General features: G+C 31.7%; 7 protein-coding genes and 3 tRNA genes. 5 read left to right on the top strand and 5 right to left on the bottom strand.

Going from position 1 to position 16,314, the window contains the following annotated elements:
* The first annotated feature begins 28 nt into the window (after positions 1 to 28).
* Entirely contained in the window at positions 29 to 3,232 is a 3,204-nt protein-coding gene (locus BXQ17_RS12410; protein ID WP_187661405.1) for a glycoside hydrolase family 2 TIM barrel-domain containing protein, read from the top strand.
* Between the two features lie 100 nt (positions 3,233 to 3,332).
* Here the strand turns inward: BXQ17_RS12410 and BXQ17_RS12415 are convergent, their stop codons facing one another.
* A complete protein-coding gene (locus BXQ17_RS12415) occupies positions 3,333 to 4,034 on the bottom strand; it encodes a hypothetical protein (protein WP_077810945.1) in 702 nt (233 codons plus the stop codon).
* Between the two features lie 2 nt (positions 4,035 to 4,036).
* Positions 4,037 to 7,111, bottom strand: a complete 3,075-nt coding sequence (locus BXQ17_RS12420) for a T9SS type A sorting domain-containing protein (protein ID WP_187661406.1) — start codon at positions 7,109 to 7,111, stop codon at positions 4,037 to 4,039.
* Between the two features lie 960 nt (positions 7,112 to 8,071).
* Between BXQ17_RS12420 and BXQ17_RS12425 the strand changes: the two genes are divergently transcribed.
* Both BXQ17_RS12425 and BXQ17_RS12430 read left to right on the top strand, forming a co-directional pair.
* A complete protein-coding gene (locus tag BXQ17_RS12425) occupies positions 8,072 to 9,880 on the top strand; it encodes a BT4734/BF3469 family protein (RefSeq protein ID WP_077810947.1) in 1,809 nt (602 codons plus the stop codon).
* 432 nt (positions 9,881 to 10,312) lie between these two features.
* Positions 10,313 to 11,107, top strand: coding sequence for a hypothetical protein (locus BXQ17_RS12430; RefSeq protein WP_149025907.1), 795 nt, complete (start codon positions 10,313 to 10,315; stop codon positions 11,105 to 11,107).
* 442 nt (positions 11,108 to 11,549) lie between these two features.
* Here BXQ17_RS12430 and BXQ17_RS12435 read toward each other — a convergent pair.
* The 3 genes from BXQ17_RS12435 to BXQ17_RS12445 form a co-directional block, all read right to left on the bottom strand.
* Positions 11,550 to 11,635, bottom strand: a tRNA-Leu gene (locus BXQ17_RS12435).
* A 22-nt stretch (positions 11,636 to 11,657) separates the two neighbouring features.
* Positions 11,658 to 11,729, bottom strand: a tRNA-Gly gene (locus tag BXQ17_RS12440).
* A 21-nt stretch (positions 11,730 to 11,750) separates the two neighbouring features.
* Positions 11,751 to 11,824, bottom strand: a tRNA-Asn gene (locus BXQ17_RS12445).
* 185 nt (positions 11,825 to 12,009) lie between these two features.
* On the opposite strand from BXQ17_RS12445, the gene BXQ17_RS12450 reads away from it, so the two are divergent.
* Positions 12,010 to 14,745: a 2-oxoglutarate dehydrogenase E1 component gene (locus BXQ17_RS12450; protein ID WP_077810949.1), complete on the top strand. Its 2,736-nt coding sequence runs from the start codon at positions 12,010 to 12,012 to the stop codon at positions 14,743 to 14,745.
* A gap of 188 nt (positions 14,746 to 14,933) precedes the next feature.
* On the top strand, positions 14,934 to 16,157 hold the full coding sequence (odhB, locus tag BXQ17_RS12455) for a 2-oxoglutarate dehydrogenase complex dihydrolipoyllysine-residue succinyltransferase (protein WP_077810950.1): 1,224 nt from the start codon (positions 14,934 to 14,936) through the stop codon (positions 16,155 to 16,157).
* Positions 16,158 to 16,314 lie beyond the last annotated feature (157 nt).

The raw sequence follows: 16,314 nt of genomic DNA on the forward strand, positions 1-16,314 counted from the left end.
TTTTTTTTATAACTATTATAATGTTCATATGATGAAGTTCTTCTTAAAAACATTCTTGTTCGTCTTTCTAATTGGTTCTTGTAATCAAGAAACTAAATTTAAACCTAAATATATTGCAAAAGTATGGGAGAATCCAGAATGGGAAAATTCAGAAATATTTCAAGTAAATAGAGAAGCTCCAAAAGCTACTTTTTACAACTACGACAATTTAGACAATGCAATTCTAGGTAAAAATTGGAAATCATCTTCCTATTATAAATCCTTAAACGGCACTTGGAATTTTTATTATGCAGATAGCGTTAAAGCAAGACCAGAAAGTTTTTACAAAGAAGATTTTAATGTAGATGGATGGGATACCATTTCAGTACCTTCTAACTGGGAACTACAAGGATTTGGATTACCTATATACACAAATGTTGTTTATGTTTTTCCAAAAAATCCACCATTCATTCCTCATAATATCAATAATAACGGTAGCTATAAACGTGATTTTCAAATCCCAAAAAACTGGAAAAATAATGACATTTATTTGCATTTTGCAGGTGTAAGTGGAGCCATGTACGTATATATAAATGGAAAGAAAGTAGGGTATTCAGAAGGTAGTAAAACACCAGCTGAGTTTAATATTACTAAATATATTAAGTCAGGAAAAAATCAGATTGCAGTACAGGTTTTACGTTGGTCTGACGCGAGTTATATAGAAGATCAAGATTTTTGGAGACTAAGTGGTATAGAAAGAGATGTCTATTTAAGAGCAGACAAACCAATTGCAATTAACGATTTTAAAGTAGGTAGTGATTTGGTAAACAATTATAAAGATGGGGCATTTAGTATAGATATAGAACTTAAAAACACAAAACTATCTGTTGAAAAAAGAAAACTAGAGGTTACACTTTTAGACGATAAAAAGCAACAAATTTTTTCTAAGACTAAAATAGTTGCTATTTCAAAAAGCAAATCAAACATAACCTTTAAAGAAAATATTAAAAATGTAAAACCATGGACAGCAGAGACTCCCAACTTATATACAGCAGTTTTATCGTTAAGTAATCTTGATGGGGAATTTTTACAAATTACCTCAGTAAAAGTAGGTTTTAGAAATATAAAAATTAAGAATAACCAATTTTTAGTAAACGGTAAACCTGTTTTAATCAAGGGTGTTAACCTTCACGATCATGATGAAACTAAAGGGCATGTGGTAGACGAAGTATTAACCATTAAAGATCTTAGGTTAATGAAACAGAATAATGTAAATGCCATTCGCTGTAGCCATTACCCTAAGAATACATTTTTTTATGATTTATGTGATACATATGGGTTTTACGTAATTGATGAAGCCAATATAGAAACCCATGGAATGGGGACAACTAACCAAGGTTTAGATAAAAAACCTGAGATGAAAAAAATACACCCAGCTTATAGAGAAGATTGGAAAGCAGCGCATTTAGATAGAACAATTCGCATGTTTGAGCGTGATAAAAATCATCCATCTATTGTTACTTGGTCTTTAGGAAATGAAGCAGGAAATGGTGATAACTTTTTTGCAACCTACAACTGGTTGAAAGAAAATGATGCCACACGCCCTACCCAATACGAAGGTGCAACCAAATACAAGAATACAGACATTCAAGCACCAATGTACGATCGTATTCCACAACTAATTGAGTATGCTGAAAACAAACCCAAACGCCCTTTAATTTTATGCGAATACTCTCATGCTATGGGAAATAGTTTAGGAAATTTTAAAGATTATTGGGACGTTATTCGAAAATACGATGTCTTGCAAGGTGGTTTTATTTGGGATTGGGTTGACCAAGGTTTAGTTACAAAGACAGAAGATGGAAAAAAATATTGGGGTTATGGAGGTGATTTTGGTGCTGCTCACTTACAACACGATGGTAATTTTTGTTTAAACGGAATTGTAAATCCTGACAGAACACCACATCCTGGTTTACAAGAATTGAAAAAAGTGTATCAAAACATTCAATTTTCGGATGTTAACTTTAAAACTGGTCAGGTAAAAATTTTTAATGAATATTTCTTTACCAATTTAAATAACTTTAAAATAGATTGGGAGCTTTTTAAAGAAGGCGAAAAAATAACTTCTGGAAGTTTAGGAGTTTTAGATATCGCTCCTCAAAAATCAAAAATGGTACAATTGAACTTGCCTAAATTGGATAATAAAAAGCATGAATACCAACTTAATTTTTTAGCAACTACCCATAAAGATTTACCATTACTTTCTAAAGGGTTTCCTTTAGCTAAAGCACAATTTGTAACAGGTACTTTTATACCCAAATTCAAAGAAAATGCTACAGAGCATTTAATGTTATCTTCTACAGAAAATGAAGTTGTTTTAAAATCAGAAAATTTTACAGCTAGTTTTGACGTGCAAACAGGAGAACTGTCAAAATTAGATTACGGAAACGGAAATATTATCCAAAAAGGAATATCTGCTAATTTTTGGAGAGCAACCACAGATAACGATTACGGATTTAACATGCCCAAACATTTTGGTATTTGGAAAAAAGCAACTGAAAATCAAAAGTTAACCTCTATGTTGTTAAAAGATAAAAAATCAACCCTTGATTTATTATCAGCAGATAAAATAAGTTTTAATGGAAATGCTGTACATCTAGAAATGATTTATAAATTGCCTGAAAACATTGCTACAATAAAGATGCAATATGTAATTGATGCATCTGGGCAAATAACAATTAAAACCTCATTGTTAAATGTAAAAACTGCGTTGCCCAATTTACCTCGTTTTGGAACTAATTTTATTGTAAATAAAGACTTAAATCAAGTAAATTGGTATGGTAGAGGACCTTTAGAAAATTATCAAGATAGAAAAACATCACAATTTGTAGGTAGTTACCAAGCTTCTGTTTCAGAATTGTATTTTCCGTATATCAGACCTCAAGAAAATGGATATAGAACTGATGTACGTTGGGTAACATTTACAAATAGACAAGGGCAAGGTATTAAAGTATTAGGGCCAAAAAATATTGGTTTTAGTGCGCATCATCAATACAATTCAGATTTTGATGCTGGTGAAACGAAAAAACAAAGACACACTGTTGATATCGTAGAACGAGATTTTACAAATATTAATATAGATAATGAACAGATGGGCGTTGGAGGAGATACAAGTTGGTGGACAAGACCTTTAGAGCAATACCAAATTAAAGCTCAAAACCAATCATTTTCTTATAGTATTTTTCCAATATAAAATAAATTAGGAATAATTATAAAATGAAAAACATCCTTATTTTAATCATCAATGATTAGATAAGGATGTTCAATTAACAAAAAAATACAAATAATATAACCTAAAAACTATTTACTTTAAAGTTCCATATGGGGCTGTTGGTCTTAGCACCCTTATCATCTTTAACAGTTATTTGCCAGTAATAAGTAGTTTGAGGAGAATCAGCAGTTACTTGTAACGTTGTTTGTTCTGTGTTTTCTACCATCAGGGTAAGCGCATTTTTATCTTTACCAAAATAGACGTCATAATTTAAAGGATCTTTATCTACATCAGAAGCTGTCCATTGTAGATCTATAGTATTTACGCCGTCAAAATTTTGACCAACAAAAGGAGCAACATTATCAGGAGAAAAAGGTAAGTTATTACTATTTGGTACTTCTTCTGTATAGAATTGAGAAGTAGGAGAATAATCACTTTCTATACCTTTACTACTTTTTGCTTTTACTCTCCAGTAATATGCAATTCCTTTATCGAGTGTTACAATTTTTGACAAAGAAGTTTGTATTTCAGATGTAATTATAGTAGAGAATTGATTGTCTGTTGCGATCTCAAAGATATACACTACAGAACTTCCGTCTTCATTTGTAGAAGCATCCCATGAGAAGTTAATTGTATTATCAATACATAATTGATCTGATCCAGGAAATACTAATAAAGGTGTAGAAGGAGTACTATCTGTAATTTGTCCTAAACCACCATCGTTACTTTTAGAACATGATGAATATATAATGCTACAAATAAAAATATATAATAGTTTTCTCATATTTATTTTTTTATGATTTTAATTGTTTTCGGCTTTTCTAAATTTAATCTTGCAAAATAAACTCCAGAAGCTATGTTTTTAACGTCAACCCTTACTTTATTGTTAATTACTGGATATTGTTTTTTGGATATTAGGCCAGATTCTAGTGAATATAACTCTATAGTTATTTGCTTATCAGTTACAGGAATTGGAACTTCAAAAAAGTTGTCTGTAGGGTTTGGAAATGCCTTAAGTTTAATTGTTTCTCCTATTGTTTTTGTGATTTTTCCTTCGCAAGATACTTTTGATGCTACTTGAACAAAATCGCCTTCTTTTACAGGTAAACTAAAAGATGTACTATACGTTTCTAATACTTTAATAGTGTTTATATACACTGTATATGGTGCAGTTCCAGATTTCAGATCAATATTAATTTTGTTAGATTTCACAGAGGTTTTACCTGATAAAAGTTCAGATTCTTTAATTTCTAAAGTAGCACAATAATTATATGTTGTATTATCTATACCAATGCAAATGTTGTAAGACCCAGGTTCTAAGTTTGGTACATTTAAAGTGTTGTCAAAATCATATTTTACACCAGAAATTGTTACATTATAATTATGTCTAAATTTAGTTTCAATTTTTAATTTTCCGTTTTTACCAACACAAGTTTCATCAACAACTTCAATTTTAAAATTATCTGGAGCAACAAAAATGGTAGAAAAATCTTCGTTAATTCTAAAGTCTAAAATACCACTTCCATAGGTTCCATATCTTACTAAATTTTCACTTTCTATAAACTGAACTGCAGAATATCTAACTTCTTTTGGAAGTTTGCTACTATCCATTTTAAACCATTTGTCTTGTTGTACAGAAAAAACCCAAGCCCCATCAAAAACACAGGCAGCAAAGATAAATTGTCCATTGGGAGAGGCAGCTAAACCAACTATTCTATCTACATCCAATCCAGTATTATGATTAGTAAACGTTTTACCTCCATCTGTAGAAATTAAAAAACTATTACCAGCACCTGCGTAGTAAACTGTAGCTTCATCTATTGGGCTGGTTGCTATTGCAGGAGATCTTTTTCTAGAGCTACTAACGCTACCTTTTGGCCAAGTACCAGAGTAATTGGATTTTGAAAAGTTATTACCTCCATCTTCAGAATACATCAGTTTACCAGAAGCTAAGGCTACATACCATCTATTTGTATTTTTTGATGAATAGCCAAAACTAAGCGTAGATTCGGGAAAAACAAAAGGATGTAATGTCCTTTTTATTTCGCTCCCATCATATGAAATTTTTTGTAATTGATTACCCCAAGGAATATAAACAGCATCTTCAGTACTATTTGGAGAGGCAACCATCATTGTAGCCGTCCAGTTATCGTAAAAATCTTTTTTAGAAACTGCTCTAATATCGCCACCACCTACTACAGGACTTCTACCAATTGTACCATAATAATACCAATACCAAGCAGATTCTCCACCTTTGGCTGTAGCAACTCTTAATACATCGGTATTTGCTTCTCTTAATGCTGGTGAAACAAAACCTTCTTCTCCTTTGTCATCTCCTAATATACTTTGAGAGCCTCTATCTTGATTTCCACTATATATTCTATTGTGTTTTTCACTAGTTGCTGAATCATAACTCATCATTGCAGGTGTTCCTTTGTTAATTGGAATCCATGAATCCCATTGTTCTGGAGTCGAAGAGTAAAAAGAACCAAAATCAAATCCACCAAATGTAAAGAAAGTTCCATCTTCTTTTTCATAAGACCTCATATGTTGTAGATCCCAAACATGATCTATTGGTGGGAGTTTATTACCGTTATTAACCCAAGTGTTACCATAGTCAAATGAAATATGTAACCTTGTAAAACCAGAAAAACAAATGTTTGGTTTAGTAGGATGTATATCTATTATATCTCTATCTTGTGGGGTACTTCCGGTTTTTGTCCAAGAACTACCTTCATCAGTTGAGTAGTAAATTGTGTTATTGTTATAGCTAACATAAATAGTTGTTCTACCATTAACAGTAGCACCTTTTAAAGAGGTTACAGCGTCTAAACCAGGATAAGTTTCGCTTAATAAAGTAAAATCTGAGTCGTTTTCCTCCATTTTATATATTGATAAACTTTTATCGCTATTTCTTAATGCAAAATAATATATGGTGTTACTTCCATAGGGTTTAAGTATGTTAGTGTCATAAGCAGGAGAGTAAACAACAACATTAGATTCACGATAATTTAACCCATAATCATCAGAGATATATACTACATCTTTCCAACCTGTTGTGTTTTTTTGATTACCAAAAGCAACAATTCTTTTTCCAGTTGCTGTTTCTGTTACAAGAGTTTTGTAGTTATTTCCGTTTGTAAAAAATGCACCATTTGCAGTTATCCATGTTCTTCCTTCATCATCAGAAAATTCCATACCTCCGTTTTTCTGTTGATGCAATAATCTAAACGAACCATCTGGTAAGTTAACGCCGTTAAAATGCAAACCTGCAAGTCTAAAATTATTATTTGAAAAACTTTTTTGATCATTTCTTAAAAGCCACTGATTTTCTGCGTCTTCATCTATTTTATAGAGATGACCAGCAAAAGAAACAATATAAAAATTTTCATTTACGGGGTCATAAACAGAACCATCTGCTCTAAATCCACTTTTATCAAATAAGGTGAATTCTTTTTGATCCCAAAAACCAGATAAGGTATTGTTAGCATAAAAATCTTCTTCAGCCAAAGAAGATGTTAGTATATTTTTTGCAGCCTTTTCTTTATATGCTACGAAGTTTTGTTCACTATTAAATTTAAAACCTGAAGCATTTAGTTTCGTAAACCATTTATTATAGTCTTCTAATTCTTTACCTTGAAGTTTAGAAGGATCAAAAATTGCTGGATGACCATCTTTTTCCATAGCCATTTCAAAAGCAATTTCTTCCTCGGTTTCTTCATAATCTTCACCATATTCTTTATGGTATTCATCAGTATCATGACTTATACTTTCACCTAATATATTATTGTTTATTAGAATTAATATTAAGAAAGTTGAAATGGAAATAAAGCTTAGAAATTTAAAAGTATTTTTTTTCATAAATAATGATCTGTTTAAAAAAGTAAACTTATTATAAACTAAGATCATTTACATTAATTAAAATACTGTTTATATGGATATTAATACTTCGCTATAATAAAGAATCATTTTAAAAATTATAGAACTTTAATAATTAAAATTTAGACAATCACTAAGAAGGAGAATATAAATGATTTAAATATTCTATGGATTAAGAATAGACATTTACATTATTTTTTCTATAGGATTTGTATTTGATGTTTGGATTTAGATGTACTTCAGCAGGCCTTCTAAGATCGAGACAAAAAGGTGTTCTTAGATTATTATAAATATATACAGCTTATAAGTCATATCTCTTGCTATTGTAGTGTTTTTGATGGTTTGCTGTATTTGTAGATTACTTCATAGTCTTCTTTTGATGCATTCTAAACTTACTTCAAAATAGAAATAATTCACTAAAAAACCTCACAACATGATTTTAATGAAGAGTTTTTATTATTTGAGTTTACCACTTTACCACTTTACCACTTTACCACTAAAATAATCGCTGTATCTCTTGCTATTGTTGAGGTTTACCAGCTTTACCACGTTTACCACTCCCTATAAGTATTAATATATTTTGAGGGTAATTCCCTAAACAGCGAGTTAAATCTGATGACCTTATAAGAAATAAATAATTGTAAAGTTAAGGGATACTAACTTCATATTGAAAATTATCCAAACAGCGATTAAAGACTGATAGCCTTATAAATATATATCTAAGTGTATGATTTTTTTGTAGGATCAATTGCTACTTCTTGTTAATTGGAAAATTCTCCACAGCTAATAAAAGTTGAAGACCTTACACTAGTGTTTTTGGGTGTGCCACCTGAGATTTGTGTCTACTATATATTACAATATTAGTAGTGATTTCCAACGAAGCACATTTTTTTTGAGTGTACCACTTGAGATTTACCTCTACTGTATATTACAATAACATACATGATTCTCAACTGGTACATTAAAACGATTTTCAAAACTTTAAAAATTAAAGTCATTAAAAATTATTTTTATTTTGCAACCCACACGAAGAGCAAATCTATTTTTGCAAGGTTGGAAGCAAGTGTTTGGTTTAAAGGACTAACAAAAAAAGAGCAAGAGACAGTAGAGCTTTTCGCTAAAAATTACAAAGCAGGGTATTATAAAGATGGTCCTATCGATTACTGCATCGACTTCATTGATAATCATAAAGTAGAGTTAAGTAAATTATTGAATTTAGAGGAGTGTTTGCTAAAGTTCTCCTTAGAAGCTTACTTACAGTTTTACTACCAATGGGGAGCCAGCACAAAACCTTTTGGTAAGAATAGTAACAAGAGAGCTGAGATGATAACTGAACAAAAGCTGATCAAGGAGATGACAGATCCTAATGGGTCCATCAAGAAACTCCTCCATTCAGTGGGAGAAGATTTATCGGCAGTAAAACCATTTCTCCCCACCATAATGATTTCCTTGGATACCAATACTAGGAATAAAAAGATCATGGAGTTCAAACATACCGGAAGATTCTGCTTTGATTTTGACGGATTAAAAGATTCTAAAGAGGCAATCTCTTGGATGAATAAAGTATGGCAAGTGACAAAGAATCTAAAACCTAACATGGGATTTTTATCCCCAAGAGGAAAGGGATTTAAGCTTTTCTTTAAAGTGGATACTTTTAATGAAGAATTCATAAATGATTTCTCAATAGAAGAAAGATCTATCGTGATGAATAATCACAAGATATGGTATGAAGGAGCACGAAAGGAATTAGCAGCAGCATTTCCAAACTTGGAAGATAAGATAGATGAATCAACTAATGATCCTCAGCGTCTTATGTATATACCTTTTATCTCTAATCCTACTACAAAATTTAAGTACAGCCCTATGGAGATCTCCCAGTATTCTTCTATTGTTGAAGAAGAAAAGAGACTGAGAGAGCAATCCATAAAAGATAAAATTGCAAAAAACAAGGCCGAGATTAAGCTGATCATGGCTGATAAAAACATCAAATCAGAGACTGATGCTTATAATTTTTTAAACAGAAGTAAGAATGAAAGCTTCAACTACGAATTTGAAATGAACAAGTTAAAGAAGGTAATCGAGTTCATTCTAGAGCTTTCGAAAGAGGATGATAGAGTGAAAGGTTTATTGAAAGAAAACTTCACAAATTATCAAACCCTCCAAAAAATTAGTTGGGTATTATATGGGGTATTTGGTAAAGTTGCCATTGATGAAATAAAGAAATTGATTCCTGCTGGATCAAATAAACTCGACCAAAATCATGGTGATTACAGATGGACCAATATAAGTGATAATCAATATAATGCTGATGGAGATAACTCTAGAGCTAATCTCACACGAGCACCATTTTACAGCTTGATTTTTAAAATTGCAGAGATAAAGAAATTCGTTTTGAGGAACTTCCTCTTTACTTCAAAGGATGTAAACGATTTTAACCTCATCAATAAATTTTATGATCAATACAAATACAATTTGGATCTAAAAGGAGATGACCTGAATAACGCTGACGAAACAGCTTTTCTTGAACAACTTAAAAAGTATCTGAATGATAAAAAGATACGATTACCGTTAATCAAAGACCTTGAAGAGTTACCTACTGATGTAAACTTAGATCCTAACGATTATTTGGATAAAAATGTAATGGAGAATTTATTTAAAGTAAAATATGCTGACAAGAGAATTTTCTCTTTACGCAGTCAATGCGGTACAATACTAAAGACAGTGCCGTCTCAAGATGGAAATCTTAAGTAATAAAACATTTGAATTCAGGGAAGGCTAACCACCATTTATCTGTCCATAGATAAATAGATGTATGCTAATCCTGAGCTAAGCTTATCAGCTAATATATCTATTACAATAGTTGGGGGAATCATTTACTCTATATATAATAAGGTACACGCCCCAAACTATTGCATAATATTTATTTTAATTTGATTTGAAAGTGCAGAGACTATCCCGAATCTCGATTGAAAATTGACAGATTCATCACGGGAGTAAGCCCAAGTGGGTGGAAGCGAATGTCACCTAGACCAGGTGAAGATATAGTCCGATCTTATGGGAAACCATAAGCTGGAAAGGTATGCCCTTTTCCGGGTAAGAAGTAACGCCTCTTACTGAACAAAACCGACAGGTAAAAACACCTTTGCAACACACCCAAAATATGGATTAAAAGGTAGAGTGTTATTGGATGCTCCTTATAAAGCGATTACAGATCAAATGACTATGGAAAACCTTATAAGAGGAGGTAGAGAGGATCAGCTATTTGTAAATTCTACTATTGGGGAAACGGTTAAATCATTTAAATTATCAAATCCGAATACACATGAAATAAACTATAGACAAAGTCTAAAAAGCTTTGATTTACTGTTAGAAGATTTTAAAGTCATAAAAACAACCTACAATCAGGTTTTAACCAAAAGTGCAAGTGAACTAGCTCACCTTGACTACATTTTCATCGACGAGTCTCATGCCCTAGCAAATGACATCAGTTTTCGATCCGAAGTAATTACTGCTCTAATCGAACATTTGACAGAATTCATATGTAATAAACCAAGTCCAAAACCTTTCAATCCTGACATGAATGAAGTGTACCAATCCTTGAAGAAAAATTCTAAATTATTCAAGAATTCAGAATCGATAAGCCCCAGAACAAGTTCAGGAGGCAGAGGTATGTTAAATGATCCGAACTATGCTAAGAAAGTTTTTATCGTTTTGAATAAGGATCATGAGATTCTTTATGCTAATTTTTCCAAATCAGCAAGCTGTAGATTTTTATGCGATTACGCGTATACTCACGAAGGGTTTAAATTAAAGAATGGTATTACCCCTGTAAAATCGAAAAAAGGTATCTACAACCCAGAAACATATCTCACTTCTTTCTACAACAAGAAAGAACCTAGCAGAGCTGTCAATAATTACAGCATAATAGAACTTGATGTTTATATTGCTAGATATTTGGAGTACTTAAAAACTAATTAGATAAAGAAATCAACCAACCCATATTGGGTTGGTTGATTTCTTTAATGCAAAACGTTTTTTCTTTTTCTCCTCCAGATTAATAATAGCTTGCAGCCATCACTAATCATTCTTGAAATTAATTCGTTTGCACAATCTCTCTGTTCCATATTATATATGTTTTTATGATTATTTTTATAAGGTTTTTAGAAAATGCAAAAGGCCTAAAAAACTCAAGTATCAAAAGTTCCAAATAAAATAGAAATACCAAGTATTTTACGTAATCTAATGATTCAATAAATAATGTTATAACTTATCTCCTGCGCAATACAAAAAGTTTAACTATTAAGATTTTTAATAAAGGAGAGCCCTGTTTCAATTTTTAAGAATATATGAAAAGGCTAATTTGTTGTACCTATGTTGTACCTAATAAAAAAACCGTAACAAATAAATGTTACGGTTTTAGTACTGAAGATGGGACTTGAACCCATACGGCCATTACTGACCACTGGATTTTAAGTCCAGCGTGTCTACCAATTCCACCACTTCAGCATTGGTATGCTTGTCATATTAGAGCGAAAGACGGGATTTGAACCCGCGACCCTCACCTTGGCAAGGTGATGCTCTACCCCTGAGCTACTTTCGCAGTCAATGTTTATGAACTTTGCTCCTCTTCAAGGACTCGAACCTTGGACCCTCTGATTAACAGTCAGATGCTCTAACCAACTGAGCTAAAGAGGAGTTTGCGACACTATTTGTGTTTTGCGAGTGCAAATATACACCTTTTTTATACTTCACCAAATAAATTTCAAAAAAAAATGATTTTTTTTTCATTTTAATATATTTGGAATAAATTCTTCTTTAATTTCAAAATATTGTATTTTTGCTATAATAATATGCTTAAAACATAAAGCACAAACTATTATATGGACAAATTTTCGTTCTTAAACGCAGCACATACGGGCTTTATAGCCGATTTATACGATCAATATTTAATTAATCCTGATTCTGTAGAACCAAGTTGGAGAAGCTTTTTTCAGGGATATGATTTAGCAAATGAAAATTATTCTTTTTCTGATGAAGAAACTTCGATAGAGATTCCTCAAGATGTAAAAAAAGAATTTTTAGTAGTAGATTTAATAAATGGATACAGAACAAGAGGACATTTATTTACTAAAACAAATCCTGTTAGAGATAGAAGGCAATACCAACCAACATTAGAATTATCTAACTTTGGTTTAACCGAAAACGATTTAGATAAAGAGTTTTCTGCAGGAGATGTATTAGGTTTAGGTAGAGTAAAACTATCTGTAATTATAAATCACTTAAAAAGCATTTATTGCGATTCTATTGGTGTAGAGTACATGTATATGCGAAATCCAGAAAAATTAAAGTGGTGGCAAAATCGTTTGAATGAAAACGATAATCATCCTAAATATTCTGTAGATGCAAAAAAATATATTTTATCAAAATTAAACCAAGCCGTTTCTTTCGAAAGTTTTTTGCAAACTAAATATGTTGGTCAAAAACGTTTTTCTTTAGAAGGTGGTGAAGCTTTAATACCAGGTATTAGTGTTGCATTAAGAGAAGCAGCAGAAACATTTGGTGTTAAAGAATGTGTTTTAGGTATGGCTCATAGAGGTCGTTTAAATACATTGGTTAATATCTTTAAAAAACCAGTTAGAGATTTATTTAGCGAGTTTGAGGGTAAAGATTTTGAGGATGATGACATTGATGGAGATGTAAAATACCATTTAGGTTTAACTTTAAGTAAGACTTATAGAGATGGTAATGAAATAAAAATGAATTTAGTTCCTAACCCTTCGCATCTAGAAACTGTTGCTGCAGTAGCAGAAGGTATTACAAGAGCTAAAATTGATAGAAAATATAACGGAGATTCTAGTAAGATTTTACCAATCGTTATTCATGGTGATGCAGCAATTGCTGGTCAAGGTATTGCTTATGAAATTGTTCAAATGGCAAAGTTAAATGGATATAAAACAGGTGGTACAATACATATTGTTGTAAACAACCAAGTTGGTTTTACTACAAATTATTTAGATGCACGTTCTAGTACATACTGTACAGATGTTGGTAAAGTTACCCTATCACCAGTTTTACATGTAAATGCAGATGATACAGAAGCAGTTTGTCATGCAATGCAAATGGCTTTAGAGTTTAGAATGAAGTTTAAGACTGATATTTTTATTGACTTGCTAGGTTATAGAAAATATGGACATAATGAAGGTGATGAACCTCGTTTTACACAACCTAAATTATATAAAGCAATATCTAAACATAAAAATGTTAAAGATATTTATGCTGATAAATTAATTGAAGAAGGTAGCATAGACAAAGGTTATTTAACAGAAATAACTTCTGAGTTTAAAGGAATGCTAGAAAGAGAATTCGATTTATCAAAAGAAGATAAAAATTCTAAGGTAAAAGAATTTATGAAATCTACTTGGGAAGGTTTTGATAGAGAAGATTTAACGACAATGTTAGAACCTGTAGATACAAGTTATAAAGCAGAACAGCTTAAACATATTGCAAAAGTAGTTTCTACGGTACCAGAAGGTGTTAAGTTTTTAAGAAAAGCAGAACGTATCTTGCAAGGTAGAGCAAAAATGGCTTTTGAAACCAATGAGTTAGATTGGGGAATGGCAGAAAATTTAGCGTATGGATCTTTAATGGAAGAAGGTTTTAATGTAAGAATTTCTGGTCAAGATGTAGAAAGAGGAACTTTTTCTCATAGACACGCCATTTTAAGAGATGAAATTACAGAAGAAAGAATTAACCTATTAAACACAAATCCAGAGAATAAAGGACAGATGTATATTTACAATTCTTTATTGTCTGAATATGGTGTTTTAGGTTTCGATTATGGTTATGCCATGGCAAACCCTAATACACTTACTATTTGGGAAGCTCAGTTTGGAGATTTTTCTAACGGTGCTCAAATAATGTTTGATCAATATATTTCTGCAGCAGAAGATAAGTGGAAGTTACAAAACGGAATTGTTGTTTTATTACCTCACGGATATGAAGGACAAGGATCTGAGCATTCATCTGCAAGAATAGAACGTTATTTACAGTTGTGTGCAGAAGATAACATGACAGTTGCAAATTGTACAACTCCGGCAAATTTTTATCATTTATTGCGTAGACAAATGAAACGTGATTTTAGAAAGCCGTTAATTGTATTTACGCCAAAGAGTTTATTAAGACACCCGAAAGCGATTAACACTATCGAAGACTTAGCTACTGGAGAATTTCAAGAAGTAATAGATGATACATTAAATCCTAAAAATGTTAAGAAATTAGTATTTTGTATGGGTAAATTCTATTACGACTTATTAGAAGAAAGAGAAAAATTAGGTAGAGAAGATGTTGCTCTTGTTAGAATAGAACAATTATTTCCTTTACATTTAGATAAATTACAAAAAGTAATAGATAGGTATCCAAACGTAGAAAATTATGTTTGGGCGCAAGAAGAGCCAAGAAACATGGGAGCATGGAGCTTTATGTTAGAACGTTTTGATTTAGTAAAACTAAATGTTCGTTCTCGTAAATATTATGCAGTACCAGCAGCTGGTTCTAGTACAAGATTTAAAAAACGTCATAAAGCGGTTATTGATAGCGTTTTTAATGATAATGAGTAAGTGCGTTAAGGATTGAAACGACATCCTTTTAATTTTGTTAGTTCGAGTAAATTTGAGAAGAATGAGCAAATTTATATCGAGAACAAAAAATTAAAAGATATAGTGTAAAGTCTGTTTAAACGCCCAAAAAGAATAGAAAATAAAGTAATTAAAAAGCTATTTATTTAGCAAAAGTAAAATAAGAAACCATGAGTGTTTTAGAAATGAAAGTTCCTTCTCCAGGAGAATCAATTACAGAAGTAGAAATTGCAACTTGGTTAGTTGAAGATGGAGATTATGTTGAAAAAGATCAACCAATTGCAGAAGTAGATTCAGACAAAGCAACGTTAGAATTGCCTGCAGAAGAAAGTGGAATTATAACTTTAAAGGCAGAAGAAGGTGATGCTGTAGCCGTTGGTGCTGTAGTTTGTTTAATTGATACAAGTGCTGCTAAACCAGAAGGAGATGCCTCTAATGATGGTGCAAAACCAACTAAAGAAGCACCTGCACAAACAGAAAAAGTTTCGCCTGCAGTAGAGAAAAAAGACACATATGCGTCTGGTGTAGCATCGCCAGCAGCAAAAAAGGTTTTGGCCGAAAAAGGTATTGACGCTAAATCTGTAAACGGAACTGGTAAAGATGGCAGAATCACTAAAGATGATGCAGTTAAAGCGGTACCTTCTATGGGAACTCAGCCAGCGAATGGTTCTAGAAACACAGAGCGTAAAAAAATGTCTATGTTACGTAGAAAAGTAGCACAGCGTTTAGTTGCAGTAAAAAGTGAAACAGCAATGTTAACTACTTTTAACGAAGTAAACATGCAACCAATTTTTGATTTACGTAAAGAATATAAAGAAGATTTTAAAGCAAAGCACGGTGTTGGTTTAGGTTTTATGTCTTTCTTTACTTTGGCAGTTGTTAGAGCTTTAAAAATGTATCCAGATGTTAACTCTATGATTGATGGAGATTTTCAAATAAAACACGATTTTCAAGATATTTCTATTGCAGTTTCTGGGCCTAAAGGTTTAATGGTACCTGTAATTAGAAATGCAGAAAACTTATCTTTTAGAGGTGTAGAAAGTGAAGTTAAACGTTTGGCTTTAAGAGCAAGAGATGGGCAGATTACTGTTGATGAAATGACCGGTGGTACATTTACAATTACAAACGGTGGTGTATTTGGTTCTATGTTATCTACACCAATTATTAATCCTCCACAAAGTGGAATCTTAGGAATGCACAATATCGTAAATAGACCAATGGCTGTTAACGGTGGCGTTATTATACAACCAATTATGTATGTCGCTTTATCTTACGATCATAGAATAATTGATGGTAGAGAGTCTGTAGGTTTCTTAGTTGCAGTTAAAGAAGCATTAGAAAACCCAGTAGAATTGTTAATGGACAACAATCCTAAGAAAGCATTAGAAATGTAAAATAGTATTTTACTTTATTGATATTAAAAAATCCCAAGCTATTAAGTTTGGGATTTTTTTTTGAAGTTCTTCCTAATAACATCTTTAGTTTGGCATTCATCAAATTAGCAATAATTCATTAAAAAACACGTACTTTGTTAATTAGATAATAAAATTA

The organism is Polaribacter sp. BM10 (genome assembly GCF_002005425.1).
GTDB classification, from domain to species: domain Bacteria; phylum Bacteroidota; class Bacteroidia; order Flavobacteriales; family Flavobacteriaceae; genus Polaribacter; species Polaribacter marinaquae.

Bases quoted from the DNA above. Each gene is read 5' to 3' on its own strand.
- BXQ17_RS12410 (WP_187661405.1), top strand. From the start codon at position 29: ATGATGAAGTTCTTCTTAAAAACATTCTTGTTCGTCTTTCTAATTGGT.
- BXQ17_RS12415 (WP_077810945.1), bottom strand. From the start codon at position 4,034: ATGAGAAAACTATTATATATTTTTATTTGTAGCATTATATATTCATCA.
- BXQ17_RS12420 (WP_187661406.1), bottom strand. From the start codon at position 7,111: ATGAAAAAAAATACTTTTAAATTTCTAAGCTTTATTTCCATTTCAACT.
- BXQ17_RS12425 (WP_077810947.1), top strand. From the start codon at position 8,072: ATGATTCTCAACTGGTACATTAAAACGATTTTCAAAACTTTAAAAATT.
- BXQ17_RS12450 (WP_077810949.1), top strand. From the start codon at position 12,010: ATGGACAAATTTTCGTTCTTAAACGCAGCACATACGGGCTTTATAGCC.
- odhB (WP_077810950.1), top strand. From the start codon at position 14,934: ATGAGTGTTTTAGAAATGAAAGTTCCTTCTCCAGGAGAATCAATTACA.